General features: G+C 47.8%; 26 protein-coding genes and 1 pseudogene. 11 read left to right on the forward strand and 16 right to left on the reverse strand.

The window, feature by feature from the left end; translation table 11 throughout:
* Positions 1–666: 666 nt before the first annotated feature.
* Together AB2B48_RS03210 and AB2B48_RS03215 are read right to left on the reverse strand one after the other, a co-directional pair.
* Positions 667–936, reverse strand: coding sequence for an Lrp/AsnC ligand binding domain-containing protein (locus tag AB2B48_RS03210; RefSeq protein ID WP_368301901.1), 270 nt, complete (start codon positions 934–936; stop codon positions 667–669).
* Positions 937–982: 46 nt separating this feature from the next.
* A complete protein-coding gene (locus AB2B48_RS03215; protein WP_368300772.1) occupies positions 983–1,165 on the reverse strand; it encodes an AsnC family transcriptional regulator in 183 nt (60 codons plus the stop codon).
* 78 nt (positions 1,166–1,243) lie between these two features.
* Here AB2B48_RS03215 and AB2B48_RS03220 point away from each other — a divergent pair, with 78 nt between their 5' ends.
* Both AB2B48_RS03220 and AB2B48_RS03225 read left to right on the forward strand, forming a co-directional pair.
* The gene (locus AB2B48_RS03220; protein WP_368300773.1) at positions 1,244–2,410 is read left to right on the forward strand and encodes an MFS transporter; all 1,167 of its coding nucleotides are present in this window, start codon (positions 1,244–1,246) and stop codon (positions 2,408–2,410) included.
* A gap of 137 nt (positions 2,411–2,547) precedes the next feature.
* Positions 2,548–3,204 carry a DUF2268 domain-containing putative Zn-dependent protease gene (locus AB2B48_RS03225; protein WP_368300774.1) on the forward strand — a complete coding sequence of 219 codons (657 nt, stop codon included), beginning with the start codon at positions 2,548–2,550 and terminating at the stop codon, positions 3,202–3,204.
* 195 nt (positions 3,205–3,399) lie between these two features.
* Here the strand turns inward: AB2B48_RS03225 and AB2B48_RS03230 are convergent, their stop codons facing one another.
* Entirely contained in the window at positions 3,400–4,311 is a 912-nt protein-coding gene (locus AB2B48_RS03230) for a LysR family transcriptional regulator (protein ID WP_185666335.1), read from the reverse strand.
* A gap of 94 nt (positions 4,312–4,405) precedes the next feature.
* Between AB2B48_RS03230 and AB2B48_RS03235 the strand changes: the two genes are divergently transcribed.
* The 3 genes from AB2B48_RS03235 to AB2B48_RS03245 are packed head-to-tail and all read left to right on the forward strand — an operon-like array spanning position 4,406 to position 6,368.
* Complete coding sequence (locus tag AB2B48_RS03235; RefSeq protein ID WP_368300775.1) at positions 4,406–5,119, forward strand: DsbA family protein; 714 nt, start codon at positions 4,406–4,408, stop codon at positions 5,117–5,119.
* Between the two features lie 9 nt (positions 5,120–5,128).
* On the forward strand, positions 5,129–5,959 hold the full coding sequence (mutM, locus tag AB2B48_RS03240; protein ID WP_368300776.1) for a bifunctional DNA-formamidopyrimidine glycosylase/DNA-(apurinic or apyrimidinic site) lyase: 831 nt from the start codon (positions 5,129–5,131) through the stop codon (positions 5,957–5,959).
* Positions 5,946–6,368, forward strand: a complete 423-nt coding sequence (locus AB2B48_RS03245) for a hypothetical protein (RefSeq protein ID WP_368300777.1) — start codon at positions 5,946–5,948, stop codon at positions 6,366–6,368. Before mutM ends, AB2B48_RS03245 begins: the two co-directional genes overlap by 14 nt.
* 29 nt (positions 6,369–6,397) lie before the next feature.
* On the opposite strand, the gene AB2B48_RS03250 is transcribed toward AB2B48_RS03245, so the two are convergent.
* Entirely contained in the window at positions 6,398–7,177 is a 780-nt protein-coding gene (locus AB2B48_RS03250; protein ID WP_368300778.1) for a cyclase family protein, read from the reverse strand.
* Between the two features lie 90 nt (positions 7,178–7,267).
* Entirely contained in the window at positions 7,268–8,866 is a 1,599-nt protein-coding gene (mdlC, locus tag AB2B48_RS03255) for a benzoylformate decarboxylase (protein ID WP_368300779.1), read from the reverse strand.
* Positions 8,867–8,961: 95 nt separating this feature from the next.
* Here mdlC and AB2B48_RS03260 point away from each other — a divergent pair, with 95 nt between their 5' ends.
* Positions 8,962–9,849 (forward strand): LysR family transcriptional regulator, encoded by an 888-nt coding sequence (locus tag AB2B48_RS03260; protein WP_368300780.1) that lies wholly within the window; start codon positions 8,962–8,964, stop codon positions 9,847–9,849.
* A 106-nt stretch (positions 9,850–9,955) separates the two neighbouring features.
* Here the strand turns inward: AB2B48_RS03260 and AB2B48_RS03265 are convergent, their stop codons facing one another.
* Both AB2B48_RS03265 and AB2B48_RS03270 read right to left on the reverse strand, forming a co-directional pair.
* Positions 9,956–10,384, reverse strand: a complete 429-nt coding sequence (locus tag AB2B48_RS03265) for an organic hydroperoxide resistance protein (protein WP_200922889.1) — start codon at positions 10,382–10,384, stop codon at positions 9,956–9,958.
* A 345-nt stretch (positions 10,385–10,729) separates the two neighbouring features.
* Positions 10,730–11,632 (reverse strand): LysR family transcriptional regulator, encoded by a 903-nt coding sequence (locus AB2B48_RS03270; protein WP_368300781.1) that lies wholly within the window; start codon positions 11,630–11,632, stop codon positions 10,730–10,732.
* Positions 11,633–11,730: 98 nt separating this feature from the next.
* Between AB2B48_RS03270 and AB2B48_RS03275 the strand changes: the two genes are divergently transcribed.
* A complete protein-coding gene (locus AB2B48_RS03275) occupies positions 11,731–12,039 on the forward strand; it encodes a monooxygenase (RefSeq protein ID WP_185666326.1) in 309 nt (102 codons plus the stop codon).
* Positions 12,040–12,175: 136 nt separating this feature from the next.
* Here the strand turns inward: AB2B48_RS03275 and AB2B48_RS03280 are convergent, their stop codons facing one another.
* A complete protein-coding gene (locus AB2B48_RS03280) occupies positions 12,176–13,048 on the reverse strand; it encodes an alpha/beta hydrolase (RefSeq protein ID WP_185666325.1) in 873 nt (290 codons plus the stop codon).
* 178 nt (positions 13,049–13,226) lie between these two features.
* On the opposite strand from AB2B48_RS03280, the gene AB2B48_RS03285 reads away from it, so the two are divergent.
* The gene (locus AB2B48_RS03285) at positions 13,227–13,805 is read left to right on the forward strand and encodes a YceI family protein (protein WP_368300782.1); all 579 of its coding nucleotides are present in this window, start codon (positions 13,227–13,229) and stop codon (positions 13,803–13,805) included.
* 42 nt (positions 13,806–13,847) lie between these two features.
* On the opposite strand, the gene AB2B48_RS03290 is transcribed toward AB2B48_RS03285, so the two are convergent.
* The 5 genes from AB2B48_RS03290 to AB2B48_RS03310 form a co-directional block, all read right to left on the reverse strand.
* Positions 13,848–14,645, reverse strand: a complete 798-nt coding sequence (locus AB2B48_RS03290) for an anti-sigma factor family protein (RefSeq protein WP_368300783.1) — start codon at positions 14,643–14,645, stop codon at positions 13,848–13,850.
* Positions 14,642–15,157, reverse strand: a complete 516-nt coding sequence (locus tag AB2B48_RS03295; protein ID WP_368301902.1) for a sigma-70 family RNA polymerase sigma factor — start codon at positions 15,155–15,157, stop codon at positions 14,642–14,644. Before AB2B48_RS03295 ends, AB2B48_RS03290 begins: the two co-directional genes overlap by 4 nt.
* A 22-nt stretch (positions 15,158–15,179) precedes the next feature.
* Entirely contained in the window at positions 15,180–15,731 is a 552-nt protein-coding gene (locus AB2B48_RS03300; RefSeq protein WP_368300784.1) for a tetratricopeptide repeat protein, read from the reverse strand.
* 13 nt (positions 15,732–15,744) lie between these two features.
* Positions 15,745–16,323 carry a cytochrome b gene (locus AB2B48_RS03305; RefSeq protein WP_368300785.1) on the reverse strand — a complete coding sequence of 193 codons (579 nt, stop codon included), beginning with the start codon at positions 16,321–16,323 and terminating at the stop codon, positions 15,745–15,747.
* 100 nt (positions 16,324–16,423) lie between these two features.
* Complete coding sequence (locus AB2B48_RS03310) at positions 16,424–17,296, reverse strand: AraC family transcriptional regulator (protein WP_368300786.1); 873 nt, start codon at positions 17,294–17,296, stop codon at positions 16,424–16,426.
* A 146-nt stretch (positions 17,297–17,442) separates the two neighbouring features.
* Here AB2B48_RS03310 and AB2B48_RS03315 point away from each other — a divergent pair, with 146 nt between their 5' ends.
* The 3 genes and pseudogenes from AB2B48_RS03315 to AB2B48_RS03325 all read left to right on the forward strand — a co-directional run bounded on the left by AB2B48_RS03315 (position 17,443) and on the right by AB2B48_RS03325 (position 20,746).
* On the forward strand, positions 17,443–18,510 hold the full coding sequence (locus tag AB2B48_RS03315) for an aldo/keto reductase (protein ID WP_368300787.1): 1,068 nt from the start codon (positions 17,443–17,445) through the stop codon (positions 18,508–18,510).
* Between the two features lie 629 nt (positions 18,511–19,139).
* Positions 19,140–19,478: pseudogene (gene umuD, locus AB2B48_RS03320) on the forward strand (translesion error-prone DNA polymerase V autoproteolytic subunit); the annotation flags it as partial.
* Positions 19,478–20,746 carry a Y-family DNA polymerase gene (locus AB2B48_RS03325; RefSeq protein WP_368300788.1) on the forward strand — a complete coding sequence of 423 codons (1,269 nt, stop codon included), beginning with the start codon at positions 19,478–19,480 and terminating at the stop codon, positions 20,744–20,746. The pseudogene umuD and the gene AB2B48_RS03325, both read left to right, overlap by 1 nt.
* A 108-nt stretch (positions 20,747–20,854) precedes the next feature.
* Here AB2B48_RS03325 and AB2B48_RS03330 read toward each other — a convergent pair whose 3' ends face one another.
* Genes AB2B48_RS03330 through AB2B48_RS03340 form a run of 3 tightly spaced genes read right to left on the reverse strand, consistent with a single transcriptional unit; the run spans position 20,855 to position 25,785 of the window.
* Positions 20,855–22,207, reverse strand: coding sequence for a TolC family outer membrane protein (locus AB2B48_RS03330; protein WP_368300789.1), 1,353 nt, complete (start codon positions 22,205–22,207; stop codon positions 20,855–20,857).
* Between the two features lie 40 nt (positions 22,208–22,247).
* The gene (locus tag AB2B48_RS03335) at positions 22,248–23,609 is read right to left on the reverse strand and encodes an HlyD family type I secretion periplasmic adaptor subunit (protein ID WP_368300790.1); all 1,362 of its coding nucleotides are present in this window, start codon (positions 23,607–23,609) and stop codon (positions 22,248–22,250) included.
* On the reverse strand, positions 23,596–25,785 hold the full coding sequence (locus tag AB2B48_RS03340; RefSeq protein WP_368300791.1) for a type I secretion system permease/ATPase: 2,190 nt from the start codon (positions 25,783–25,785) through the stop codon (positions 23,596–23,598). Before AB2B48_RS03340 ends, AB2B48_RS03335 begins: the two co-directional genes overlap by 14 nt.
* Positions 25,786–26,254: the final 469 nt, after the last annotated feature.

The following is a 26,254-nucleotide window of genomic DNA, read 5'->3' on the forward strand; positions in this document are numbered from 1 at the left end:
GTTCCTGGCACGGAGCGGAGGGAGCATAATATCACCTGGGTCGTTATGAGTGAGATAGCTAAATCATATCCGCTGACTATATTTTTATAATATTTTTTCTAACAAATAATTACAAATTAAGTAGAGCGTATATTTGGTCGATGTAACGTCCGCTCCTGGCACTCAGCGGACGTTTGTGTACAAGAGCTACAACGCGTCCCCGTCTAGAAGCTGAATCTATGATTGAATGTGGCGATAGACTAAATGTCCAGTTATCAATATGGCCAACACCATGGACATATTAAATATTAAATACTCACCGATATTTTAAAATACCGAAAACTCATTGGACCAATTTCATCAGTAATGCCCCTATAGCTATCATCTTTACTTTACCGTTCAGAGACAAAGCTCATAAATGGTTTCATTGCAGTGTTAAATCTCATGCTGCAAAGCGCAGCCTGAGAAAATATGAATCATATATCCGGCGGCACTATTTTAAATATTCTGGTTAGTTCTCTTATCTGAGGTAACGTGACAGAATGACTGACAGAACAAACGATCTGAGTGAGCTCAGATTAACCTTAATGATTAGTAAATTCATATTCTTAGTGCTATAGGAATGTTGTCATCATCTGCTAGATGATGACGGCTGTAAGATCGGATCACTTCAACTGTACTCCCTTTTTAATCGGGAGAAGGCCCACGCTCAAGAAAAGTGGATAACGCAATGTAGCTACGCACAGAACGGACGTCCGCGAGTTCCTGAATCTCCATCAAAAAGTTTTCCAGCGATTCAGTATCAGCTGCCCTCACCTTAATTAGAACACATCCGTCCCCGGCTACAGTATGTACTTCTTCAACCTCACGTCTATTAGTGAACTGTAGAAGTGCTCGCGTTGCGGTGTAACTGCTTGCTTCGATCAGGAGAAATGTTAACAAGGTCCGACCAAGCATACCGCCGTCCAGTAACGCCACTGTTTTCTTGATCACGCCATCGCGTTTAAGCCGCTTGACTCTCGTGTACTGCAGGTGCAGAAAGATTCACGATACTGCTCAGAGCTGTGTAACTGTGACTCGCATCATCAGCAAGCGCGCTTAATATTTTTCTGTCGATTGCATCAAGCTCTGCGGGTTTATGCCTCATCTGCCGAATACTATCTTTTTCTTTCTCAAATCCGCTCATATGGCTACCTTCTCAGAATGAACTTATGAATATACTTAATTTCACCTAATGTGTTTAAAAAAATATTCAGGAGATTCAATGCCAGTTGCACTTTTTGCGCTCGCTGTCGGTGCTTTCGGAATAGGTCTAACGGAGTTCCTTATTGCCGGAATTCTTCCGCAAATTGCTACTGATTTTGGTGTCAGTATCCCGGCAGCCGGGATGATGGCGACCTCTTATGCACTTGGAGTCTTCGTTGGTGCACCTTTACTGACGGTACTGGGCGCTAGGGTTCCTCGTAAAACAATGCTTGTCGTTCTGGCTTCAATTTTCACGATTGGCAACATTATCACTGCTACGGCTCCAAATTTATCTTTGGCAATCGTTGGTCGTATCATCACATCATTTAATCACGGAGCTTTTTTCGGGATTGGTTCAATAATTGCAGCATCCTTGGTAGCCCCCGGGCGCAAAGCTAGTGCCATTGCGTTTATGTTCTCAGGTCTAACCATGGCGAATCTACTTGGTGTTCCTGCCGGAACATGGCTTGCCCAGGCCTTTAGTTGGCGACTTGTTTTCTGGATCATTGCGGGTATTGGCGTGCTAACCATAGCCAGTATTGTGTTATTAGTGCCCCGAATTGAAAAAGGGCAGATTATTGCCTTGCGTACGGAATTACGTGCCTTTGCAGATCCGCAGGTATTGCTTGTCATGGGAATTACCGTCTTTGGCCCGGCAGCCTTTTTTACCTCGATCACCTATATCGCCCCTATGATGCTTGCCGAAGGATTTACGGCAAGTGGTATAGCCTGGCTTATGGTTCTGTTCGGCCTCGGGTTGGCGGTGGGAAACTGGATAGGGGGACGCTATGCTGACCGTTCACTATTTGGCACACTTTTTGTCACTCTGCTAGCGCAAGGGCTTGTGCTCCTAATCTTCTGGCTAGGGGCAGAAAACCAGATTATTGCCAGCGCATCGGTATTTTTTATGGCTGCATTTGGTTTTGCAACGGTGTCGCCTATTCAAAAACTGGTTATGGATCGGGCCAGTCATGCCGGAGCTCCCACAATGGCAGCCTCTGTAAACATTGGGATGTTTAATTTGGGTAATGCATTGGGGGCCTGGGTGGGTGGAGCCACTATTGCTGCCGGCTTTGGGCTGGTTTCACCAAACTGGGCAGGGGCGATACTATCCTTTATTGCTCTCGGGCTCGCTCTTATTTCCTGTCTGAGTGCCCGTAAAGGCTATGCTCTTCAGAAAGAGTGATAGGAAACTTCTACAGAAGGGGTCAGAGTGGCCAACTGCTCCGGCTCCAATAATAAGCACATCATCATTTTAGCTTCGTACTGTTCGACCTTATGATTAGTGCAGCTTATAACCATTATGATTGATAAGGGTAAAAAATGTCTTCGATGAAATTGCATCTTCTAAATGCACATGGGGCCCTTACAGAGCACCGCAATTTTTTGGAGAGATGCCTGGAAAGCACTTACCAAAAAGCCATGGCCCGGCTGAAACTCCCTGCGCTTGATGTTGTGGTAAAGCTCGGAGCGCAGGTGATTCCAGAAAAAGGGCATTTGGGATATTGCCCTGAACCTGGGGTAGTGTACATCATCGTCGATCCCGAAAACCCTGCCTTCTGCCGTAACACACATCAGTCCCTCGAACGTATGTTTGCTCATGAACTGCACCATGCCGCTAGATGGACTGGCCCTGGATATGGTGTCACTCTGGGGGAGGCAATAGTATCTGAGGGACTGGCGGGACATTTCGCCCTGGAGATTTTTGGCGGCGAACCTGAGCCCTGGGAGGTGCTCAGCGTCAATGAAATACATCCTTACCACGTAATGCTGGCTGATAATTGGAAGTGTAAAAACTATGATCACAATGCTTGGTTTTATGGCACCGGTCTCTTGCCCAGGTGGTTAGGGTATTCTCTTGCTTTCAACCTTATTGCGGACTATTTCCAGGCCCATCCAGACCAAAGCGCTTCAAGACTCGTACTGGTTGATGCCGAAGAGTTTCAGGCATCTCAGCCTAATTTAGATTTTCCTTGGTAAACCGAATCTTATGTTCTCTCCAGTAGCGATTTTACCTCAAGTCCCATATCTAAATTGTCAAGATCTGAGAGCAGGACTCTGGAAAATCGAGTTATCCATCACCGCATAAATGAACGGCTCATTCACATTGATATGATTTACCTAAGCTGCAAAGCAACGTGAATAGCTCTGAACTTGGGAGAAAAAGGAATCATGTCATAAATGCTTTTGAGTAAAATCAACACGTTTTACCGCTTCTGACATCCAATCGATAAACACTTTGACCTTGTTGGGTAGGTGCGTCTTACTCGGATAAAGGATAGAGACCTGTCTTGGTGCCAATGTCCAGTCCGTCAAAACGGGTACCAGCTCCCCCCTTTTGACGTAGCTATCCGCAGCCAGAAACATTCCTGGACAAATCCCTTTACCTGCTGATGCGATCTTGAGGGCTACATCCTGATCACTGACAAAGATGTGGAATTTACTCCGTATTTGTTGGGAATCAGTTTGTTTATGTAACAGCCAACGTAGTTCAGTTTCATCATCCGGAAACCAGGAAATAAGTTTTTGATTTTCCAGCTCTGAGAGTTCTCTTTTGTCAGAAAGAAACTGCGCCACCCAAGGAGAAGCGTAAAGCTGGAAAGGAACCAAGCACAGAGGACGGACAATGAGGCTGGAGTCCTCCAAAATTCCTCCCCTGATAACCAGATCGACATTTTCTTGCAAAAGGTTAACTAAGCAGTCGCTGCTTTTGAGATTAAGCTGAATATCAGGATATCTCAGCATAAACTCATTGATAAAGGGGGCTATTACCCATCGTAAGAAAGGAGATAGCGCATCGATGGTCAGTTTGCCGGATAACGCATTTTTATCTCCCTTCAGGTTACTTTCGACCAGAGAAAGGTGGTTGAGGAGAGTTCGGCATTCTTTAAGATATTCATCGCCGGCTGCAGTTATGCGCACGGCACGAGTGGATCGTTCAAAGAGCCTGACATTCAATTCACCCTCGAGGTCTTTAATGCGTTGAGAAATTCGTGCCTTCGGTAAATTGAGTTTATCCGCTGCACCAGTAAAACTTCCTGTTTCTGCAACCTTTATGAATGCGATTATGGCACTTAGTTTATCCATTGATTACAAATCCTGAACAGTGAGTTTCATTTCTCTGGATTGTACTCATGAAAAATGAACAATAACATACCCTTTTTCATGATGAGGTTCACATATGATCTGCGATAATGAAACCGGACAATGCATTATTACTCCTGCAGTGGATGGGTTTAGTCCTGGTCCCGCAAGAATCGAAGATGGATCTATTACCGTGCATTATGTGGGGGATCCCATGTGTTCCTGGTGCTGGGGATTGGCTGAGTCAGTTAAAACGCTTGAAACCTATAGTCTCAAAAATGGCTTCCGGTTTGTGCTCACAAATGGAGGACTACGAGCAGGAGGCGGAGATGAATGGAATGATGATTTTAGGCTCTTTTTGCGTAATGAGTGGCAACATATCAATCAGGTTACAGATCAGCCATTTAGCTATGCTTTACTCGATAAATCTGATTTCAATTATGACACTGAACCTGCCTGTCGTGCAGTTGTCAGTGCGTCTTTAATAAACTCAGTTGTTAAATTAAAGTTTTTTCATGAAACGCAAAGAAAATTTTATACTGAATCAGAGGATCCCACGGCGTTGAGTTTTTACAAAAGTATTTGTGAAAAAAACGACATCGATTTTAAAGTTTTCAGCGAAATTTTTGAGTCCAGGTTTTCAGAGCTTGAAACTCACTCTGAATTTAATCATGTAAGACAGTTCGGAGTGAATTCCTTTCCGACAATATTATTAGAGAAAGAAGGCAAGATTCGGAAAGTATTATCTGGCTATGCTAATAAAATCGAAATTATAAAAATGGTTGAGGAATCATTGTCTAAAAAATATTAAGGAAGTGAAATGCCAGAGTTACCAGAAGTTGAAACGATTAAAAAAAGCTTAAAGAAAAAACTCCTTGCTCAGAAAGTGACAAGTACTGAAGTGAGAACCAGTAAGTTGAGATGGTTATTACAAGAAAATTTAGCTTCAAAGATCAATAATCAAATTATCCTTGATGTTATCAGAAAGGGTAAAGTGCTGTGTATTAAATTATCTGATGGCTTTCTCCTTATTCATCTTGGTATGACTGGTAAAGTTTTGATTAAATCTCATAACTATACCCCATTGAAACATGACCATGTTATCTTTAGGTTATATGACATAAGCCTTGTATACAACGACCCAAGACGTTTTGGATATATCGAATGGACTAAGGATATCGATAAATCGCATCCAAGATTTTATCACAAGGGACCAGATCCGTTCGATGATGAATTTACCCTTCAATATCTGACCTCGAAACTAAAAAAAAGTAAAGCTGAAGTAAAATTATGCCTGATGAACGATAAAATTTTGACTGGCATTGGTAATATTTACGCCAATGAGCTTTTATTCAGGGCTCGTATGTCTCCTGTTAAACGTAGTCATCTTCTATCGAACGCTGAAATACTTAAGATATTTGAAAATACGCGACCACTTCTGGAAGAGGCAATTAGTCTGGGTGGTAGTACACTACGCGATTATGTTGATTCAAATGGTGAGAAAGGAAGTTTTCAGGATTATCACCGAGTCTATAATAGACATGGAAAACCGTGTGTGATATGTGGCGCAGAAATTGAAAAGATAGTAATCGCTGGGCGTAGTACATTTTTCTGCCCTGTCTGTCAGGGAGCTGGAGATGGTAATAAGTAATATTTACCATATGAATTCATTATATAAAGAGAGTCTATTTGATAGCAGTATAAAAATCATGTTAACTTTCTTTAAAAGAGGAGGGTCGCTTTTGAATATCGTTAATAATGTTGCTTTTGTTTTATTTTTTACTATATTTTCCATCGGAGTGGTTGTTAACTTAGTTGGACCAAAAGGGATTATTGATTCATATATAAGATGGAGAATGCCCAGTTGGTTCCGGTTTATCACTGCTGCCCTTGAAGCCTTAGCACTAATTCTCATACTGCTGAATTATGAGATGCTTGGGTATGGTTTAGCTCTCGCAGTCATGCTTGCAGCGATTGTAATTCTTTATTTTAACAAAGAGTTAAAACCCCTAATGGCTCCATTACTAACTAGTCTGTTGATTCTTTTCCTATTGAAATAAAAAAACCGCCATCTGGCGGTTTTTTTATTTCAATAAATAGCCAGAACTCGTAGAGGGCTACCTGATCCGTCCTCAATTTTAAGTGGGGCAGCAATGATAAGAATGTCTCTCGCTGGTAATTTTGCAAGATTGTTCAGACATTGAAGCCCAAACCGCCCCGACCCAAGCATCAGGTTATGACAGGGGTACGCAATCGGCCAGTCATACGATAAGCCTGCATCGATATTGATAGTTTCCACACCAAAACCGCGGATATTGCGCTCTTCTATCATCCACTGTACGCAAGCTTGATCTGGCCCTGGAGTATGGGGCTTCCCATTAATCAGATTAGCGAATTTTTCAGGCTCGTTGATCCGTTCAGACCAGCCGCTACGAAACAAGATCCATGAATTATCATCAATTCTCCCGTGATCTTTCTCCCATTTTTGAAGGAATTCTTTAGTCAGGATCCAGTTACTGTTTTGCCGAACTTCTTCTACTGCATCGATAACTACAGCTTCACCAATGAAGTTGCTCACATCGATAGTATCTACTGTATTATTTTCGCGATCGCGACCACTTATCCAGTGTGCCGGGGCATCAAAATGCGTACCGGTATGCTCACCACAGGAAAAGTTGTTCCAGTACCATGCAGGTCCCTTTTCATCGTAGTTTGAAATGTTCTCTTTTTTGAACGCCCAGGTCTGACCAAATTCGGCCGGCAATGTCAGCGTAGGGAAGGACGTATTCAATTGATGAGTTAAATCAACCACGTTGATATCGGTAGATTTAAAATTTTTGATAATGGATTGAATTGCGGAAGGGGACATATTCACACCTTAGATTTCTTGTAGAGCGTGTGCTCTGATACAGCGGATATCAAGAGGGAAAACGAAGCTTCCCTCTGATTGTCGGGCAGATTACTTAGCCTGCATATCGTGCAGGGCGCCCCAGGTTTCAACCTCGATCAGAGCCGGTTTACCGGACTGTCGGGCGCTGGCAATGGCGCGCTCCAGCTCTTCAGGTTTACCCGCGGTAAAAGCTTGTAAACCATAACCTTCAGCGATCTTTGTGAAATCAATGGATGGCACGTCAAAGGCCGGAATATCACCAATATCCAGAACAGATGCGAACCAGCGCAGAGCACCGTAGGTCCCATTTTTCATCACAATAAAGATCACCGGAACATTATATTGAGCCGCTGTCCACAGCGCCTGAATGCTGTAGTTAGATGAACCATCCCCAATAACCACGAAGACCTGACGATCCGGTCGGGCCATCTGGATACCCACTCCTGCCGGCATTGCGAAGCCCAGACCGCCGGCTGCGGCATAGTAGTAGCTTCCCTGACTCTCGAAGTTCAGACGTTCCCACATCGCGGCCGTCGTGGAGGTTGACTCGTTTACGAAAATTGCGTTGTCCGGTGCTGCCCAGTTTAATGTGTCGAAGACAGTCTCAGGGCGCATAGGTGACGTCAGGTTTACCTGCACCGGTGATTTTCTATAGTCTGGCATCTCAGTTGTTTTTTCGTCTACAGAATCCAGCAGTTGCAGCATGGCCGGTTTGATATCGGCAACCCATGCATCTCCAGCAGGAGCTCGAGCGGCTTCACTGATATCACACGTGATATGGATGAGTTTAGCGTCAGCAGGCAGGTACTCACCGGCTTCATACTGATGATAGCGGAAGACAGGCGCACCGATGACCAGAATGAGATCATGCGCGGATAACTGTTCTGAAATCGAATTGATACCCGATGTAAGCAGACCTTTAAAGCAACGATGTTTGTTCGGGAACGGGCTACGTGGCGTGGACGGCGCTGCCCAAACCGGACATTTCAATTTTTCTGCGAGTTGCACTGCAATGTCGTTAGCATCATCTGCATCCACGTCAGATCCAAGGATCATTACCGGATTTTTAGCCATGCGGATATCGTTCGTAATGCTCTGCAGGGATGTTGCATCGAGCGCTCGACGACTGGTGACCTTACGGCTGAGTAGGGAGTTGCTCTGCGCTTCTGCATCCTGTGCCCAGTCATTGTAAGGAACGGACACATATACCGGACCTTTTGCTTCTGACATGGCTGTATGAATGGCACGACTGATCGAATATGGAACTTCCTGTGCTGTTGACGGTTCGTAGCTCCACTTAACCAATGGGCGTGGCAGCTGCGTGGCATCAATATTGGTCAGGTAAGGCTCAACGGAGACCATGGCCCGATGCTGCTGACCCGCGGTAACGATAAGTGGAGAGTGGGAGTTCCAGGCATTTGCCAGTGCACCCATGGCATTGCCAGTGCCAGCGGCAGAGTGGAGGTTAACCAGAGCGGGCTTGCCGGAGGCCTGAGCATAACCATCAGCGATGCCAAGCACGACGGCTTCCTGTAAACCCAGTACGTAGGTGAAGTCTTCCGGGAAATTTTTCAGAAATGGCAGTTCATTCGAGCCCGGGTTTCCGAAGATGATATTCATATTATTACTACGAAGGATGTCGTAGGTCGCTTGTTGTACAGTTTTCATGTTAACTCCTCTTCTGATGTTGAAGCAGAGTCTAAATCTTGCTAGCCTCATAGAACCAATCAATATTTTAAAATACTAATATAGAGAGAATCTATATGGACATGAATTTGGTTAAGGTCTTCGTTGCTATATATGAGCAGGAAAGCGTTTCAGGAGCCGCAGATATCCTGAATATTACCCAGCCATCAGTGAGTTACGCTCTTAAGAAGATGCGTGATGAACTGAATGATGAGTTGTTTGTTCGACAGAACACCGGTATGAAACCAACACGACAGGCAATTGAAATATATCGCACATTTAGCAAAGCGGTGGGCGAAATAGACGCTGTTGTCGCCTCCCGAAAATCATTTGATTATCGGACCTCCGGACATAAATTTGTCATGGCTATGTCGGATCTTGGCGAACATTATTACCTGCCTCTAATTTTCAGCGAGATAACAAAGCTGGCGCCAGGGGTGGAGATAGAAATACTTCCTCTGGAAATTTCAAAGCTTCAGGAATGGCTTGATAAAGGATTCGTCGATGCAGCGATCTGCAACCGAACATATGCTGTACAGAATGTTCATTGCGATATCTTGCTCAAAGACAGATATGTATGTCTGAAAGGAAATGCACACGCACGTGTTAAAGAAGCCATCACCTTAAAGCAGTTCCTGGAGGAAAAACACATTGTGGCATCTTCTCAGGCTGGCCATAACTTTTATCAGGAATGGTACGCCAACACGAATCAAAAGCTGACTAAAGCATTAACAGTACCCGATCTTAATATCGTGGCTCCTCTGGTTGAATCGTCAGACTATATTAGCGTAGTACCGGAAACCTATAGCCTTCAAAAAAGTGAACATTTTGCAGTAACGGCACTCTCTCTTCCGGTCGATTTTCCCAAAATTGAAGTGTGCCTGTACAGCCAGAATACGTCACGTAGTGGTAAAGAGAAACTCTGGTTCCTTAAAACCGTGAAAGATATTTGCCTGAATTATTGAGCTTCTATTTGGAGGGGAGGGTACGTGGATTATAGGAAAAGAATGGATTCCTCGTTGGGTGCTAGCCGCCCGATGAGAGCGGCTAAAGGAGCCATGAGGGCGCTAGTTACACTTCGATGCTCGTTTTAACGTTGATGTTATCACGTGTAGCATTAGAGTAAGGACACACAATATGGGCTTTCTCTACCAGTTCTACTGCTTCTTCATAATCCATACCCGGTAGGCTTACAATCAATTCGGCTTCGATACCGAAACCAGTAGGGATTGGCCCGATGCCAACCAGTCCATTTACCTTTGTACCCGCTGGGAGCTTCTTCTTAAGTTGCCCTGCAACGAATGTCATAGCCCCCAGGAAACAGGCGGAATAGCCAGCAGCAAATAGTTCCTCAGGATTAGTACCCGGTAAACCTGCTCCCCCCAGTTGTTTAGGGATAGAAAGGCTGACATCCAGCACCTTGCTTTCAGACCATGCGCGCCCGTCACGACCACCCGTTGCATAGGCTTTAGCAGTGTATTTTACATCCTGAACTTTCATATAATTCTCATCCTCAAAATGGATTAGTAGATGGAAACAACATCATAGCTTTAAACGCATATGAGGAAGGCTTCGCTGCTCTATCAAATAATCGCTACTGAAGGTTTTTTCTTCTTCAGAGGCGAAATGAATCGATGGAATGATAGTAGCATTCAAGACTAGAACGATAATTATCTGTTTTCAGGATACAGTGTGCAGAAATCCTTAACAATTGTGATTTTGGCGGTGTTAAATTTACCACTCAGGGAGTTTTATAAGACTGAAGAACGGAGGGTGAGGGCGTATGTTGTCAGCTTACTTTCCACAGCAAACGGTTTTACTCCATGAACTGTAAGGTTATTAACATCATCCGACCCTTTTGTTTGCTTCTGACATCAGAAGATTAAAAAGAGCCCGCGCAGCAGGTCCTGTCTCCTCACCCTTAGGTAGGGTTAGATGAAGGGGAACCTGGTAGTCAAATCCCTCCTGAATATCAAGGTTAACAATCTCAGGATTATTGATTTTATTAATAAGGTGTTCAGGAATTCGGCAAAATCCCAAACCTGAAATCACTGCGTCAATTGCATAATCAAAATTGTCCACCGTTAATCTGCGTTGTGTTTTCAGCCAGCCAACATTTTCCCCCTGAAAGTTTTCGTCGCGACCTAAGTCTCTCAGAACAATTTGAGTTGTATTTACCAATTCATTTACATTGATATTCTTTTGCCTGGAAAGTGGGTGCCTGGAAGAAATTACCGGCAACATCTTTACATGGCCAAAGAAAGATGATGGGTGATTTTCAACAGGTAGGTTAATAATGGCAATATCAGATATTTTTTCTTTAACGTATTTTCGGGTAGAGCTAAGCGAGGTTTCGCGCAAAGTAACAGATGTTAATTCATTATTAGAACAGAATGTTTTCAAGGGACCATAGATCCAGTTGCGATCACAAAGATGATCCACTGAGACTGTGAGATTGGACTCGTACCTTTCGGAAAGGAGATGACTCTGTTTTTCTAATTGCCGGGCTATTTCAAGCATGGTGCCCGCTTTTCGTAAAAGAAAAGTCGCATTGGCTGTTAAACGCGTCTTGTTGCCTACCACCTCAACCAGCTTCGTACCAAGCTGATCTTCAAGTTTTTTCACTGAATACAAAAGAGTGGTGTGGCTCTTATTTAACCTTTCAGCAGCGCCCTGCACACTTCCTTCTTCGCTGATAGCAACTAAGTTCACCCACTGGTCGAGTGTGGACTTCAGTCTTTCTGTCATATTTTTGAACACATAATGGTTAATTTATGAAGTTTATTGTGCAATAAATTCATAATAACATACAGGCATTCTGAGAAAACGTTAGCACTGGAGGTATGATGTCGAACAAACTTTTACAGCTACACTTTGATTTTCATGGCCCGTTTGGTCCCGAAATGTCTCGTCAACTGGTAGGCCTGGCAGAATCAATCAATTCTGAACCTGGTTTTATCTGGAAAATCTGGACTGAAAGTAAGGATAATCAAGAGGCTGGCGGCATTTACCTGTTTCAGGATGAGGATACTGCATTGGCTTATGTCAAAAAGCACTCAGAACGCCTGAAGCCACTCGGGGTGTCCGAAGTCATCTACAAAATTTTCGATGTGAATGAGCCACTCACTAAGATAAACCGGGGTCAGGCGCAGTAATCGGAATGTCATTCAGGGAGGTTTATCCATGCCTCCCTGAATGAATCCCTGGCGGCTAATTACACGTGTATAACCTATCATTTATTTTCATTTCTTCGTTCTTGCTGACGAAAACAGGTTCAAAAGAGTGTCTCACTTATCTAAATGAGTTAATCATCTCCATAGCTGATTGAAACATCTCGCTTTGTGGATCTGCCAGATTATTGACCAGAGTAAAATGATTGCTTTTATGGTCCTCGAGTAGTTTTACATCAAGACCCTGATCACAACATGCCTGATAGTAGGCTTCCGTTTGATTTTTGAAACCTAAAGTCTCCAGGGCTCCTACGCTAAGCAAAATTTTGGGGGCATAAGCCTTACCCGGAAGAGAAAAGATGGGACTTAATTTTTTTGCCTGAACAATGGATAAATTTAGCCATTCATTTATATAGGTCTCGCAAAGAGGACGAAGATCGTACAACCCACTTAATGCCAGTACCCCTTTTATAGCATTCGATGGCAGTCGGTAACGAAGTTGCCAATCGTCTGGAATGAGCATGCCGCACAGGTGGCCTCCCGCAGAGCTTCCGCTGACAAAGATCCGCTCTGGGTCGATGCCAAATTTCTCTCCATTATGATACAACCAGGCAACCGCACTCCGTACCTCATGTACGATTTCTGATAACGTTGCTTCAGGTGCCAGGGTGTACTCCAGCGTGGCAACTGCTACTCCATTTTGGCTAAAAGCAGCAGCCATTGAACAGGCTTCTTCCTTACGCTGAGAGTGCCAATATCCACCGTGGATAAAAATCAGCAAAGGTGCAGGTTGAATAGGTGTCGGGAACAAATCCAGTCGCTCAGCAGCAGCCATACCATAATGCAGATCGTAAATACCTGGTGTTTTAAGTTTTGCCTCACGCGCGAGTTCAGCATACTCAACCATACAACCGTCAAAATCCTTCACTGAAGCACGTGCGTTGTACTCAACAGCACGTACGCTCAAATTTTCAAAATCAAGATCAATGCTCATTCAGGTCTCCTGGTTATTCGTCACTAATTCTTATCTTCATCATTTCTCAGAAAATATCTTTGCTTATTGATGCGTATTCCGGACTAGCCAGTAGCTCTGGATTACAACTGAATGTCTACAACCGAATATAAAGCACGGTTGGCGCGTTTACATCGTAATCACCTTAAGGATTATCACTATGACGCGTATTGTACCCATCATTGCTCTCGGTTTTTTAATCACTTCACCTTCACTCTACGCCAAATCAGCCAGCTATAACATCAACACCCAGAAGACGACAATTGCACTCTCCTGGCGTGCATTTGGGGAAACCTCTGAAGCAAGCCTGGGCAAAGTTACGGGAGACATTACGCTGGATCCTGGACATGCAGAGAAAGACCATATTAATGTGATCATTCCCGTCGCAACGTTGGAGGCATCCAATAATCTGCTCACTTATCAGATGAAAAGCAGTCTATTTTTTGATGCTGGACACTACCCGAATATCGCTTTCACCAGCAGTCGCGTGATAGCACTGGGAGAGGGGCATTTCCGTGTTTTTGGTACTCTGGCCGTTAAGAACGTTTCTCGCCCGGTCATTCTGGATGCTTTACTGAAGGGGAAAAATGGGGAGTTTCTCGCGGCCGAGAGCATTTCTCTGCATGCCTCGACAGCGATTTCGCGTTCAGCATTCGATATGGACAGTTTTGCTGCACTGGTGGATGACACAGTAACAATCAATATAGATATTCAGGCGAGTCCTCACTTGATTGCATAAACCACCCAGGCAGTCCTTCAGACTGCCGGGAGGTTCGCTCATCTAAGCCAGCTCCGCCTGCAATGTCAGCGCGTTTTGCCTCAACTGAGAAACCGGGTTACGGCCAATCAACACAAATTGATGACGCCCGGAGTGCCACCAGACAAGGTTCATTGAATGACGCTGCTCCTGGCTAAGCTCGGCGTTGGCAGGATGACGGTCCGGGGAAATACACAGCGCCATCGGGCCGAAGTCAGCATGCATCCAGGCAATTTGCGCAATCGACGTACTGTCGTAACGCAGCATGCGTACCATTTTTAACTCAGCTCCCGGCAAGGCAAGTTGCCGCTCATTTGCCTGCAAACCAATGTCCTGCGCCGTACGTACCAGTCCCCGCTGCAACGCAGATGTGGAATTGTCTGCATCGAGTAATGTTTCTGCGCTATACAGCGACATGTACTGAGCCTCAAGGTCGCGAATTTTTTCACTTTCACTCAGAGTGCGGGTTGTGGGGCGCGCGAAATAGCCCAGCCCTGAACCGATAACCAGAAAGCTTAGCGAGGCAGCGATCAACGAGCGGCGGCTGACCCCTGATGCTTTGTCGGTGGTTGCGGGTTCCTGGGAAAGCAGGTTAGCCAGCTGTTCCTCCATGCGTGACTGGGGTGCCGCGTTAAGAAGGGGCGTAAACGCACTGGCAAAGTCATCCTGGTTGAGGCGCAGCAATTCAGTTCGTTGAGCCAGTTGTTCATCCTGCTCAAGAGCGTCCTCAAATCGCTGAGCATCATTTGCCAGCATCTCGCCATCAAGCCAGGCGGTGATCGCCTCATCACTGTACGGTGCTGTGAATCGGGTGGATTTCAAGAGCGTTTCTCCTGTACAGGGGGCGGTGTGTTAACCATCTGGGCTATTTTCGCCCGCGCAGTCGCCAGCCGACTCATGATCGTTCCAATCGGTACGGACAATGTTTCTGATGCCTCCTGATAGGTGAAACCCTCAACGTAGACCAAAAAAACGGCATTGCGTTGGGCTTCTGGCAGAGTACTCACGTGCTGCATAATTTTCGCATAGTGAAGGTGGGTATCATCCCGCTCTCTGGTATCAGGTGCCAGTAATTCATCGCTTTCAACAAAACCCTGCCCAAGGCGCACCCGACGGGCGCGCACATCAGAAATCCAGATGGAGTGCAGGATTGCGAATAACCAACTGTCTATACGCGTACCGGGGGTAAACTGCGCGCTTTTTTCAAGCGCGCGGACACAGGTTGACTGGACCAGTTCCTCCGCGACCTCACGGTTACGTGACAGAACCAGCCCATAGCGCCAAAGGCGCGTCAGATGTTCAGCAAGATGCTGACGAACGTCACTGGTAGTGATTTTATGATCCTCATACCATTACTCAGGATTCGGGATGGCCATTAATGGCAGCCTGTAGATCCCTGTACTCCTCACAGCCATGACCGCAAAGTGAGGCGATGGTTTTCAACTGTTCTCTTGCCAGGTCAGGGCGCCCCTTTACCAGCCAGGCTTCACCCAGGTATTCGCGTACTTTGGCATAGCCCGGATCGAGTGCTAATGCACGCTGATAGTAGCCAATCCCTTCATCAGTACGGCCCAGCTTACGAGTGGCATACCCGCGATAATTCCATGCCTCAGCGGTATTGCCATTTTTTAGCGTGTCGAGCAGGTTCAGGGCTGCCTGATATTCTCCTTTTTTGGCCAGATGGTAAGCATAACGAGTTTTATCCTCATCACTGAGCTGGCTGGTTTTCTCCGGCATGCACTGCTTTGTCGTGCTGTTGTAAACCTGTCCGGAGGGACAATCTGGCGTTTTTTTATTTGTATTATCGTCGCCCGCGGCAAAAACCGAAGGGGCAGGGAGCAGAACAAACGCCAGAGGCAACAGAAAATGCCTCAGAGCAGCGGAAGAGATAAGCGAAACACGATTCATGGTGAACTCCTGATTAACGAAAAGCGCGGCCGGGCAGCATACGACGCAGTACGCCGTCCCGTAACAGGTAGTGATGGAAAAGCGCAGCGAATGCATGTGCAGAAGCGAGAGCAATCAGTGCCCAGGCCACATTACCGTGCCACTGAGCCAGGGTATGTCGGAGTGAGGGGGTAACTGACACCCAGCCCGAAAGATCAAAAAGCCCAAAGAATCGGAAGGGTTCTTGTTGTGACCAGCGGAAAAGAAACCCAAGAACTATTTGTATTAACAGGAGAAGGTAAAGCGCGCCGTGCACCCCATGCGCAAGGCTTCTAGCCAGCCGAGTACCTTCAATCGGAGGCATCGAAAAGCGGGAGCTTATATGGCTGACTAGTCGCCATAACGGTCGAATGACCATTACCAACGCAAGCAAAATCCCACAGGAAATATGAACCGCCTGTAACCCTTTTCTGAGTGGTGTTCCCCGTTCCAGCAGCTCCCAGATATGGGCGCTGGCAAACAGAAAAATCACACTGGCTGCCGTAACCCAGTGCAGGAGCAGGGTGAAGGTGTCGTAGCGCTGTCGCGTTACAGGTTGCGTTATTTCGGTCATAAGCGAACTCCATCAGTGTGTTAATGATGAGTAAACGCGGCAACCGGTGAATCTATTCGAAAATATTTTTTCTTTTCTTATTGAGTACAGGTTCCTTCTTTTATGCGACTGGAGACAGCCTGCGCCAGGCTCCCGGACTCATGCCGGTATAACGGCGAAATGCCAGCGAAAATGATGGGATAGATACATATCCGATAGATTCCGCAATCTCTGAAATACTTTCACGGTGCTGCTTTAGTTTTACGCAAGCGAGCTCCATACGCCACATCATGAGATAGTTTATAGGTGAGTAACCCGTTAGCTGGCGGAAGCGGTTGGTGAATGCCGTTCTTGACATTGCCGACTCGGAAGCCAGTTTTGACAGCGTCCAGCTAAATGAAGGTGTCGAATGGATGAGTGACAGTGCATGGCTGATTTTTCTGTCGCTGAGAGCACTGAACCAGAGAGCCTCTTTCTGCTCGCCTGTCTGCCATTCCCTAAGCATTTGCACCAGGGCGAGCGTCGCAAGACTGCCTGCAGCAATATGGTGTCCGGGCCTCATGGAAATGGTTTCCTGCGATATTATCGTAATAAGCGCGTTCAGAATGGGCGATGCTGCATTTTCGTGTCGGGTCACAAGAACAGAAGGCAGATACTTTAGTAACAACTGGCTGACTGGCCCTTCAAAGACAAATTTCCCCCCGACAGCTTCACATACTGCCTCACCATGGCCGTAACGAACAATTCCGTTAGCATCACGCCGTAAAGCGAAAACCTCACGTCCGTCAACCGTCAGTAAACCCGGTTCCGAACCACAGCAATATGACTTACCTGAAGTCAGAAGATAAAAATCGCCTGTCTTAAGGCGAACTGGCGTGATGTCATCCGCCCATAACCAGAAGTTTCCCTGTAGTACGGTCCCGAACTTCATATGGCTATAGGGAGGGAACTGCATTGCCCACTGACCTCTGGCTTCCATTCTGGCAGTAAGCATGCCTGTAACCTGAAGCAACGAAAGAACATCGGATAGAGGATCTATCATGATATTTGTACGAATGAATAAGAAATTAGTGTTGTTAATACTATATCGGGTGAGGTTGATGAACCAGTATCACTAAGACTAAAACGAGAGGAATCAGAATGAAATATGCGGAGTTAGGTCAGACAGGTGTTTATGTTTCTCGAATCTGCCTTGGCGCGATGACATTTGGCGGAGCGGATAATGCAGCAGGAAATGCCATTGGACGTCTTACCAGAGAGGATGCCGACGCGATTGTCGGTGAAGCCCTTGATGCCGGGGTCAATTTTATAGATACCGCCGATGTCTATGGCCAGGGCGGCTCAGAAACCATTCTGGGCGAAGTCCTTTCCGGGAGGCGGGAGCAAGTCTTCCTGGCGACAAAAGCTCATTCGCGAACCGGCAATGGCGCGAATGAGGTCGGACAATCACGATACCATCTGATGAACGCGCTGGAAGCGAGTCTACGAAGACTTAAGACAGATCATATCGATTTGTATCAGCTCCACAATTTTGATGCCGCAACGCCTCTGGAAAGTGTACTTCAGACCCTTGATGATATGGTAAGACAGGGAAAGGTTCGCTATATCGGTTGTTCAAACTTTGCCGGCTGGCAACTTGCTAAAGCTATTGGTATTTCTCGTGAAAGAAATCTGGAGAAGTTCGCCAGTATCCAGTCGTTCTATTCGCTGGCCTGCCGTGATATTGAACATGAACTGTTGCCGGCGATACAGGACAGCACAACCGGGCTGTTATGCTGGAGCCCTCTTGCAGGCGGTTTATTATCTGGAAAGTTCGATCGCAATGGTCAGGCTGATAGCGCAGCTCGGCGTTCAAAAATAGAGTTCCCACCCGTTGACAAAAATCGCGCCTGGGACATTGTTGATGTCCTAAACACAATAGCACTCTCTCATAATGCCACTCCCGCTCAGATAGCGTTGGCCTGGCTACTCTCATCTCCTCACGTCACCAGTGTTATCGCAGGTGTTCGCAATGTACAGCAACTAAAGGACAATCTAGGGGCCTTATCCATACAACTGAGTGAGAGTGAGAAGACTTCCTTAGCTGATATCAGCTCCCCTGGCGTGCGCTACCCTGGATGGATCCAGTCCTACAATTCAGCCAGTCGTTACCCTGAAGGATTCTCTTTCAGCGGACAAAACTGGTCTTTGGGGATGCCTCCTGTCTGAGAGACTGGAGAAATTAGTTTATATCCTATCGGCTTTTGTCCTTTCGAAGCTGAAAGCAGAAAATATAAATACAGGTTAAAACCAGCTCTCCTGGCTGGCTCAGGAGTCGAATACTCTTCACAGTACAAGGCGGGAAATTTCTCGCCTTGAATCGCCATGGATTTAATTAAAGCAAGACTAGCCGTCGAATCCTTGCAGTCCAATCTCAAGGATGTTGTGTTGGAACTCAATCAAGGACGGAATTCCTATGAACTCAGCCTCTTATTAAGTAATTACATTAATATGGCTTTAGAAGAACTGAGCAGATCCTCAACTATTGTCGAACGATGATACTGTTTATATGCAGGCAAGTATCCGAGTAAAACCGCCCATTTCTGGACATTATCGTTTACCACATCCTGGATGTTCTAATCCTACAAACTAAATTTGCCAAAACTTCAACGCGTTTAGTTTATCACCCTAAAAGCTTCTTGCTCTCCCTTCAAAGCTCACTGTACTGTATGTGTGTACAGTATTATTGGTTGGTGGTAAATTATGCATGATGATCCAAGCAGTTCTCTCATAGTGACCCAAAACAGTTGCATTATCGTCCGGATTGACAAGATATGGGCAGAATGAGTTCATATGGGAATCCGGCGCAGGACTATGTCGAGCAGCGTATTGATTTAAATAAGCTGGTGATAAGGCATCCCAGCGCGACCTATTTTGTTCGCGCCGCCGGGGATTCCATGAGCGGCGCGGGAATAGGCAATGGCGACCTGCTGGTGGTCGATAGCGCTAAAACTGCACAGCACGGGGATATCGTGATCGCGGCGGTTGATGGTGAGTTCACGGTTAAGCGCCTGCAAACACACCCGTCGGTAATGCTGATTCCTGAAAACCCGTCCTATAGGCCGATTCAGTTCAGCGGCGAAGCCTCGCTGGATATTTTTGGCGTCGTGACACATATCCTGAAGACGGTTGGCTGATGTTTGCCCTTGTTGATGCAAACTCGTTTTACGCCAGCTGCCAGACGGTGTTCCGGCCAGACCTTAAGGACAAACCGGTGTGTGTGCTGAGTAACAACGACGGCTGCGTTATTGCCTGTAGCCACGCCGCCAGAGCGCTTGGCATCAAAATGGGCACGCCCTGGTTCCGGCTCAAAGGGGTGGCGTTCCCCGAACGCGTTCATTTTTTTTCCAGCAACTACGAGCTGTACGCCGATATGAGTCTGCGGATGATGACCACCCTTGAAGAGATGTCTCCCCGGTGCGAGGTGTATTCAATTGACGAGTCATTCTGCGACCTGACGGGCGTCAGCAACTGCCGTGATCTGGTGGATTTTGGTCGGGAGATCCGCAGCACCGTGCGTCAGCGCACGCACTTGACCGTGGGGGTCGGCATCGCGCAGACCAAGACGCTGGCGAAGCTGGCCAATTATGCCGCCAAGCGGTGGCAGCAGCAGACCGATGGCGTTGTCGACCTGTCTAACGTGGAGAACCAGCGTAAGCTGATGGCCGCGCTGCCGGTTGATGAGGTGTGGGGGATTGGGCGTCGGATAAGCAAATCGCTGAAGGCGATGGGGATCAACACCGTGCTTGAACTGGTGGACACCGATATTCGTTTTATCAGGAAGCACTTTAGCGTGGTGCTGGAACGAACGGTACGTGAACTGCGCGGCGAGCCGTGCTTTGCGCTGGAAGAGTTTGCCCCCGTGAAGCAGGAGATTATCTGTTCCCGTTCGTTTGGTGAACGGATTACCGATTACGAGCAGATGCGACAGGCTATCTGCAGCTATGCCGTCCGCGCGGCGGAGAAACTGCGCGGCGAGCATCAGTACTGCCGGTTTATTTCTGCGTTCGTGAAAACGTCTCCGTTTGCAGAAAGGGCGCCGTACTATGCAAACAGCGCATCCGTGAAACTCCTTACGCCCACGCAGGACACCAGGGATATTGTCGCCGCCGCGACGCGCTGTCTGGAGGCCATATGGCAGAGCGGCCATCGCTACCAAAAAGCAGGCGTCATGTTGGGGGATTTTTACAGCCAGGGCATTGTGCAGCTCGACCTGTTTGATGATAACGCACCACGGCGTAACAGCGCGCCGCTGATGGATGTGCTGGACCGCATCAACACGAAAGCCGGGAAGGGGACGCTCTATTTTGCCGGGCAGGGTATTCAACAGGAGTGGCAAATGAAAAGAGAGATGCTGTCGCCGCGATACACAACGAGGTACAGCGATTTACTGCGAGTGAAGTGAACAACATGCGTAGAACGGCAACCGTGAGGGACGCGCCGCGTTGGAAAACAAACATCCTCTTCCCCGGCACCGCCAGAGAAGAGGAAGACCATCGCTATGGGCTAGCGATTATTTTAATTCAGGAAGGTTGCTGTGTGCCGTCTGCTGCTCATCCACCGGCTGTGCGGCCGTTGGTGCCTGAATATTCAGCTGTTTTAGCAGATCGCCAATTCGGGCGTTGATGCGGTAGGTGGTGAACATCTCCACAAACTGCATTTCGACGTAGCGGCGCTGGGCGTTGAACACTTCGTTTTCGCTGTCCAGCATATCCAGCAGGCTACGTTCACCGATGCTGAACTGCTCCTGGTACGCTGTGCGCACCACGGCACTGCGATCGGCGTAATCTTTGGCGATCGGCACCTGCTGTTTGGCGTTCTGCCAGGCGTTCCAGGACAGACGCAGCTCCTCATCCAGCTGACGAAGGGCATTGCGTTTGACGTCCTGTGCTTCCTGCATTTTATAGGCATAAGATGAGAGCTGTGCTTTATCGCTGCCGCCGTTAAACAGGTTGTAGTTCATGCGAACCATCGCCTGCCACTCCTGATCGTGACCACGCGTACCGTCGACGTTGTTATCCATGCGACGGCCGAGGTCGATATCCACGCTCGGGTAGAAGCGGGATTTCGCGGCTTCATACTGCTGGCGAGTGGCTTCAACGTCCGCGTCGGCCTGCTTGAGCAGCGGGCTGTTTTCCAGCATCTGCTTACGGGCTTCGGCCTGAGAGCCTGGAACTTTGGTCGTCATCGGCATTGACAGGCCGCTGGCCTCTTTGCCGACCACGCTGTAGTAGTTAGCCTGGGCATCTTCGAGGTTGGTTTGTTCGGTCAGCAGGTTGTTTCTCGCCTGCGCCAGACGCGCCTGCGCCTGCTCATAGTCAGCCTTACGGCCTACGCCCTGTTCGGTACGCAGGCGGATTTGGTCAAACACGCGCTCGTGGCTCTTCAGGTTATTTTGTGCCAGTTGCACCATTTTTTGACGCATCAGAACGTCGAGATAGCTCTGAATCGCATTCAGCGCGGTCACTTCACTGGTGTTCATTACCGTGTACGCCCGGGAGTTCACGGTCGCCTTTTGTCGGGCCACTTCGCTGGTGGTGGCGAAGCCGTTAAACACATTCTGGCGCAGATTAAGGCTGGATTCGCTGCGGTTCAGGTTGCGACGGTGATCGTTGGCTGCACGGGTGCTGGAATTATCGGTCTGCTCCCAGCCGGTGCCGGCGGAGAGATTTAAGGTTGGCAGATAACCGCCTTTTGCCGCCCGTAAATCCTCATCGGCAGAATAGCGGCTGTTGACCGACGCGCTCACCTGCGGGTGCCAGAGCAAGCTGTCTTTAACGGCTTGTTCGAGCGTGGCCGCGCTAACGTTGTTAGCGAACAGCAGCGGCAGAGAGAGGCTGGTTAATACCCGAATGTGTTTGTTCATAATGTTATCCTTTCATCAATTTCCATCGTATATAGGGGTACTATCGTTCTTGAAGTGCTTCTGACTTCGCTCTTAATATTGGTTTTAATAGATAACTGAGTACGCTTTTCTTCCCTGTCATGATATCGACAGAAGCCACCATTCCCGGAATAATCAACAGCGGCTTCTCCTCACTACCGAGATAATTACGATCCGTCCTTAAGCGGATTTGGTAAAAACTACGGCCCTCTTTATCAGTGATGGTATCAGCACTAATATGCTCCAGAGAGCCTTGCAGGCCGCCATAGATGGTGTAGTCATAGGCGGTAAATTTGATCATCGCTTTCTGTCCGGGATGAAGAAACGCAATATCTTGCGGCCTTATTTTGGCCTCAACCAGCAGACTGTCATCCAGCGGAACAATCTCAACCAGTTCGCTGCCGGGCTGAATAACGCCGCCAATCGTGGTGACCAGCATTTGCTGGATAATCCCGCGTACCGGTGAGGTCACTAATGTACGATTGACTCTGTCTTCAATGGCTTTGCCGCTGGCTTCAATTTTGACAAGGTTGGTGCGCGCTTCATTCAATTGCCCCAGCATTTCGCTGTGATAGCGTCCGCGAGACTCGGCAATCTTATTTTCTATCTCTTTCACCGCCGATCGGGCCCGAGGAATGGCGAGCACGATGGAGTCGAGTTGGCCGCGGGTATCGACTTCAGAGCGGCGCAGGCGAAGTATTTCAACTTTTGAAATCGCCCCGGCTTTGACCAGCGGCTCTGACATTCTGACTTCTTGCTGAATGAGCCCCAGGCTATGGCTGAACTGCGTTTTTTTAGCTTCATAATCGAGCAGTTCCTGTTTTTTCTGTGATAACTGCTCTTCCAGACCCGCAACTTCACTGCTGAATCGCGCACGTTGCGTATTGAACAGCGCCCGCTCGCCGTTAGCAATATTCGGCGCTTCACGCTCGATATCGTCACTCAGAACGAGCGGTTTATCCGCAATTTGCGCTTCCAGCCGTGAAATTTGCGCCATTAAGGCGTAGCGGTCGGCTTCACTTTCACCGGCATTCGATTTAAAGCGCGTGTCGTCGAGCCGTAGCAAGGGCTGCCCGGCTTCCACCACCTGACCTTCATGGACGAAGACTTCAGAAACGATGCCGCCTTCCATGTTCTGGACTTTTTGCAGACGTGATGATGGAATCGCCTTACCATCTCCTCGGGCAACCTCATCAATCTGCGCGTTGGCAGCCCAGATGATTAAGACAATAAAGAACACCAGACATGACCACAGGGTGGTGCGGGCTGAACGTGGCCCGTCCGCCATCACGAGCCCGTTAATGCCATTAATCGTGAGATCGTTGTCGCTATAGCCCAGCCCTAACCGGCGCAGCAGGTTTTTTAGCCATTTATTGTGTCGCATGGATTTGCCCCTTCTTCAGCGCGACCAGGACGTTCTCTCTTGGACCGTCAGCAATAATGCGTCCACGGTCAATGATGATCAGCCTATCGACGAGGGAAAGCATGGAGGCACGGTGCGTGACCAGCAGCAACGTCCGCCCTTTAATGGAGTCCATTAGCGCGCGACGCACGCTATCTTCCGTGGTGTTGTCCATAGAACTGGTTGGCTCATCGAGCAACAATACCGGCGGCTCCAGCAGCAGCGCACGCGCCAGCATGACCGCCTGACGCTGGCCGCCGGAGAGGTTGAGCCCTCGCTCACCCACCTGCATGTTGTAGCCGTCCGGGTGCTTGCGTGCGAATTCATGGACGCCCGCCTGCTGGGATGCCCGAAGCAACGCCTCGTTTTCGACATAGCTGGCGCCGCTGATTAAGTTTTCGCGCAGCGTACCGCTGAACAGGTGAATATCCTGCGGCCCGTAGCCAATGTTATGGCGCACATCGTTAACATCAATCTGGTTGGCGTCCATACCATCCAGCAGAATTTCACCTGAGTCGGGTTGATAAAAGCCGATAATCAGTTTTGCTAGCGAGCTTTTTCCCGAGCCGCTACGGCCGATAATCCCGACGCGTTCTCCAGGGGTGATGGTAAAAGAGAGGTTATTGAGCGAGGGGCGTTTCTGGCCTGGGTAGGTAAAGGTGACGTTCTGGAAGGTGATGCCGCCCAGCAATTTCTCACGGGCGACCAACGGACGATCGTCCTGACGCTCCTGAGGCAGGTCCATCATATCTTCCGTGGTTTTCATCGTCATTTTGGCCTGCTGATAGCGGGTGACAAGCCCGCTTAACTGGCCCATCGGTACCAGCGCGCGTCCGTTAAGCATGTAGCAGGCAATCAAGCCCCCCATGCTGAGTTGACCCTCAATAATCAGATAGACGCCCGCCACGATCATCGCCACGCCTGAGAATTGTTGTAGCCAGGAGGTAAAGTTAACGGCGAGCGTGGAGAGCGTTTTAACGCGCAGCTCTTTTTTACTGAGGGTCACCAGCGTGCTCTCCCACATGTACTGGCGTTCGCTTTGGGCGTTATTGGCCTTCATCGCATCCAGGCCACTGAGCGTTTCAATCAACACTGCCTGCCGTTCAGAGGCCAGCTTCATGGTGTCATCAATCGTCTGGTTCAATGGTTTCTGGATGGCCCAACTTACGGCCAGCGCCAGAGGGAAGGCGACTAAAGGAATGAACACCAGCGGCCCACCGATAACGCCAATCACCAGTAGCATTAGCAGCGTGAAGGGCATATCGATAAGCGTCGCCATGGTTAATGACGAGAGGAAATCGCGTAGCGATTGAATTTCATGAATATTTTGAGCAAAGCTACCCATGCGCGCCGGGCGCGCTTTTATCGCCATACCGGTGATGCGCTCAAACAGCGACGCGGAGACAATCATGTCGGTTTTCTTGCCGGCAATATCCAGGCAGCGCGAGCGCAGCGTTTTCAGCAATAGGTCAAATAGGAAGGCGACCGTGATACCGATTGCCAGTACCCATAGCGTGGAGGTGGCCTGATTAGGGACCACGCGGTCGTATACGTTCATGACAAACAATGGCGTACAGAGCGCAATCACGTTAATCAGAAAGCTGGCGACAATGGCATCGACATAGAGAAAGCGTGACAGTTTCAGCGTATCGCGAAACCAGGTTCGCGTCCGCGGGAGCAGGCTGGCTTTAGTTCGTTCACTCTGGTGAATGGGTTGAATAAACAGCGTGATGCCGGAATATTCTTCAGCCAGCACGGATGGCTCTACGGCAATTTCTCCACCGTTGGTGTCGCCGGTTAGCAGCCGTGCTTGCCCATTTTCACTCCATCCAAACAAGACCGCCGTACGGTTATTTTTCAGGATAAGGATGGCGGGTAAAGATAATGCGTTGATCTTACCCAGCTCGCGTTTGAGCATCCGCACTCGCAGCCCGGCCCGCGCTGCTGCACGAGGAAAAACGGGAAGCGTAAGGCGGTTGTTTCTCAGCGGTAAACCCGCCGTCAGTGAAACGCGGCTGGAGGCTTTCCCGTGCAGCGTGCAAATGGTCATCAGACTATCAAGCAACGGATCGTCACAGAGCTCGCGCTGATCAAAGTTAATCTCGTCTTGTCGCTCTGTTACGTCATTCTCGTGAGCCGCTGTGGAATGTAGCGTCATAAGTTATATCCTTAATAACAAACCCGGCTAAGGTGGTTAGTTCTTTCTTATCCTGAAATTCCGGGGAATGACTCCAAAGACATTACAATACTTGATTACTGATGTAATTTACCAGATATACATGCAGAAATTGCTTATATAAGTCTTTAATAATTCTTTATAATCACAGCTAATAATAATCACGTACAATTCTTAAAAGATCCAAATGAAAGGAGGTTCAAATCATAAAAAAAGAATGGGGTTTAGTGGTTGTCAGGAATATGTTTGTTTTTATTTTTTAGATAAATCATCAATAAAATCATCATCATGCTAATTTTCTCCGATTGGCTTTTCTCGCGTTTTATTAATCTATCACCACCTTTTAAGCTAATGCTTAAAACGAAAATGACAATAAAGTGGATGTCTTTAAAATAAATACAAAAATAACACGTGAATATTATTACTAATGCGATAAATGATATATATATTT

Source organism: Kluyvera sichuanensis (genome assembly GCF_040930405.1).
GTDB classification, from domain to species: Bacteria; Pseudomonadota; Gammaproteobacteria; order Enterobacterales; family Enterobacteriaceae; genus Kluyvera; species Kluyvera sichuanensis.

Coding starts and splice junctions, on each gene's coding strand:
- AB2B48_RS03260 (WP_368300780.1), top strand. CDS start 8,962: ATGGACATGAATTTGGTTAAGGTCTTCGTTGCTATATATGAGCAGGAA.
- AB2B48_RS03335 (WP_368300790.1), bottom strand. CDS start 23,609: ATGCGACACAATAAATGGCTAAAAAACCTGCTGCGCCGGTTAGGGCTG.
- AB2B48_RS03280 (WP_185666325.1), bottom strand. CDS start 13,048: ATGAGCATTGATCTTGATTTTGAAAATTTGAGCGTACGTGCTGTTGAG.
- AB2B48_RS03220 (WP_368300773.1), top strand. CDS start 1,244: ATGCCAGTTGCACTTTTTGCGCTCGCTGTCGGTGCTTTCGGAATAGGT.
- AB2B48_RS03230 (WP_185666335.1), bottom strand. CDS start 4,311: ATGGATAAACTAAGTGCCATAATCGCATTCATAAAGGTTGCAGAAACA.
- AB2B48_RS03330 (WP_368300789.1), bottom strand. CDS start 22,207: ATGAACAAACACATTCGGGTATTAACCAGCCTCTCTCTGCCGCTGCTG.
- AB2B48_RS03310 (WP_368300786.1), bottom strand. CDS start 17,296: ATGCTTACTGCCAGAATGGAAGCCAGAGGTCAGTGGGCAATGCAGTTC.
- AB2B48_RS03285 (WP_368300782.1), top strand. CDS start 13,227: ATGACGCGTATTGTACCCATCATTGCTCTCGGTTTTTTAATCACTTCA.
- AB2B48_RS03245 (WP_368300777.1), top strand. CDS start 5,946: ATGGTAATAAGTAATATTTACCATATGAATTCATTATATAAAGAGAGT.
- mdlC (WP_368300779.1), bottom strand. CDS start 8,866: ATGAAAACTGTACAACAAGCGACCTACGACATCCTTCGTAGTAATAAT.
- AB2B48_RS03340 (WP_368300791.1), bottom strand. CDS start 25,785: ATGACGCTACATTCCACAGCGGCTCACGAGAATGACGTAACAGAGCGA.
- AB2B48_RS03300 (WP_368300784.1), bottom strand. CDS start 15,731: ATGAATCGTGTTTCGCTTATCTCTTCCGCTGCTCTGAGGCATTTTCTG.
- mutM (WP_368300776.1), top strand. CDS start 5,129: ATGCCAGAGTTACCAGAAGTTGAAACGATTAAAAAAAGCTTAAAGAAA.
- AB2B48_RS03250 (WP_368300778.1), bottom strand. CDS start 7,177: ATGTCCCCTTCCGCAATTCAATCCATTATCAAAAATTTTAAATCTACC.
- AB2B48_RS03315 (WP_368300787.1), top strand. CDS start 17,443: ATGAAATATGCGGAGTTAGGTCAGACAGGTGTTTATGTTTCTCGAATC.
- AB2B48_RS03235 (WP_368300775.1), top strand. CDS start 4,406: ATGATCTGCGATAATGAAACCGGACAATGCATTATTACTCCTGCAGTG.
- AB2B48_RS03275 (WP_185666326.1), top strand. CDS start 11,731: ATGTCGAACAAACTTTTACAGCTACACTTTGATTTTCATGGCCCGTTT.
- AB2B48_RS03215 (WP_368300772.1), bottom strand. CDS start 1,165: ATGAGCGGATTTGAGAAAGAAAAAGATAGTATTCGGCAGATGAGGCAT.
- AB2B48_RS03325 (WP_368300788.1), top strand. CDS start 19,478: ATGTTTGCCCTTGTTGATGCAAACTCGTTTTACGCCAGCTGCCAGACG.
- AB2B48_RS03225 (WP_368300774.1), top strand. CDS start 2,548: ATGTCTTCGATGAAATTGCATCTTCTAAATGCACATGGGGCCCTTACA.
- AB2B48_RS03270 (WP_368300781.1), bottom strand. CDS start 11,632: ATGACAGAAAGACTGAAGTCCACACTCGACCAGTGGGTGAACTTAGTT.
- AB2B48_RS03305 (WP_368300785.1), bottom strand. CDS start 16,323: ATGACCGAAATAACGCAACCTGTAACGCGACAGCGCTACGACACCTTC.
- AB2B48_RS03265 (WP_200922889.1), bottom strand. CDS start 10,384: ATGAAAGTTCAGGATGTAAAATACACTGCTAAAGCCTATGCAACGGGT.
- AB2B48_RS03210 (WP_368301901.1), bottom strand. CDS start 936: ATGCTTGGTCGGACCTTGTTAACATTTCTCCTGATCGAAGCAAGCAGT.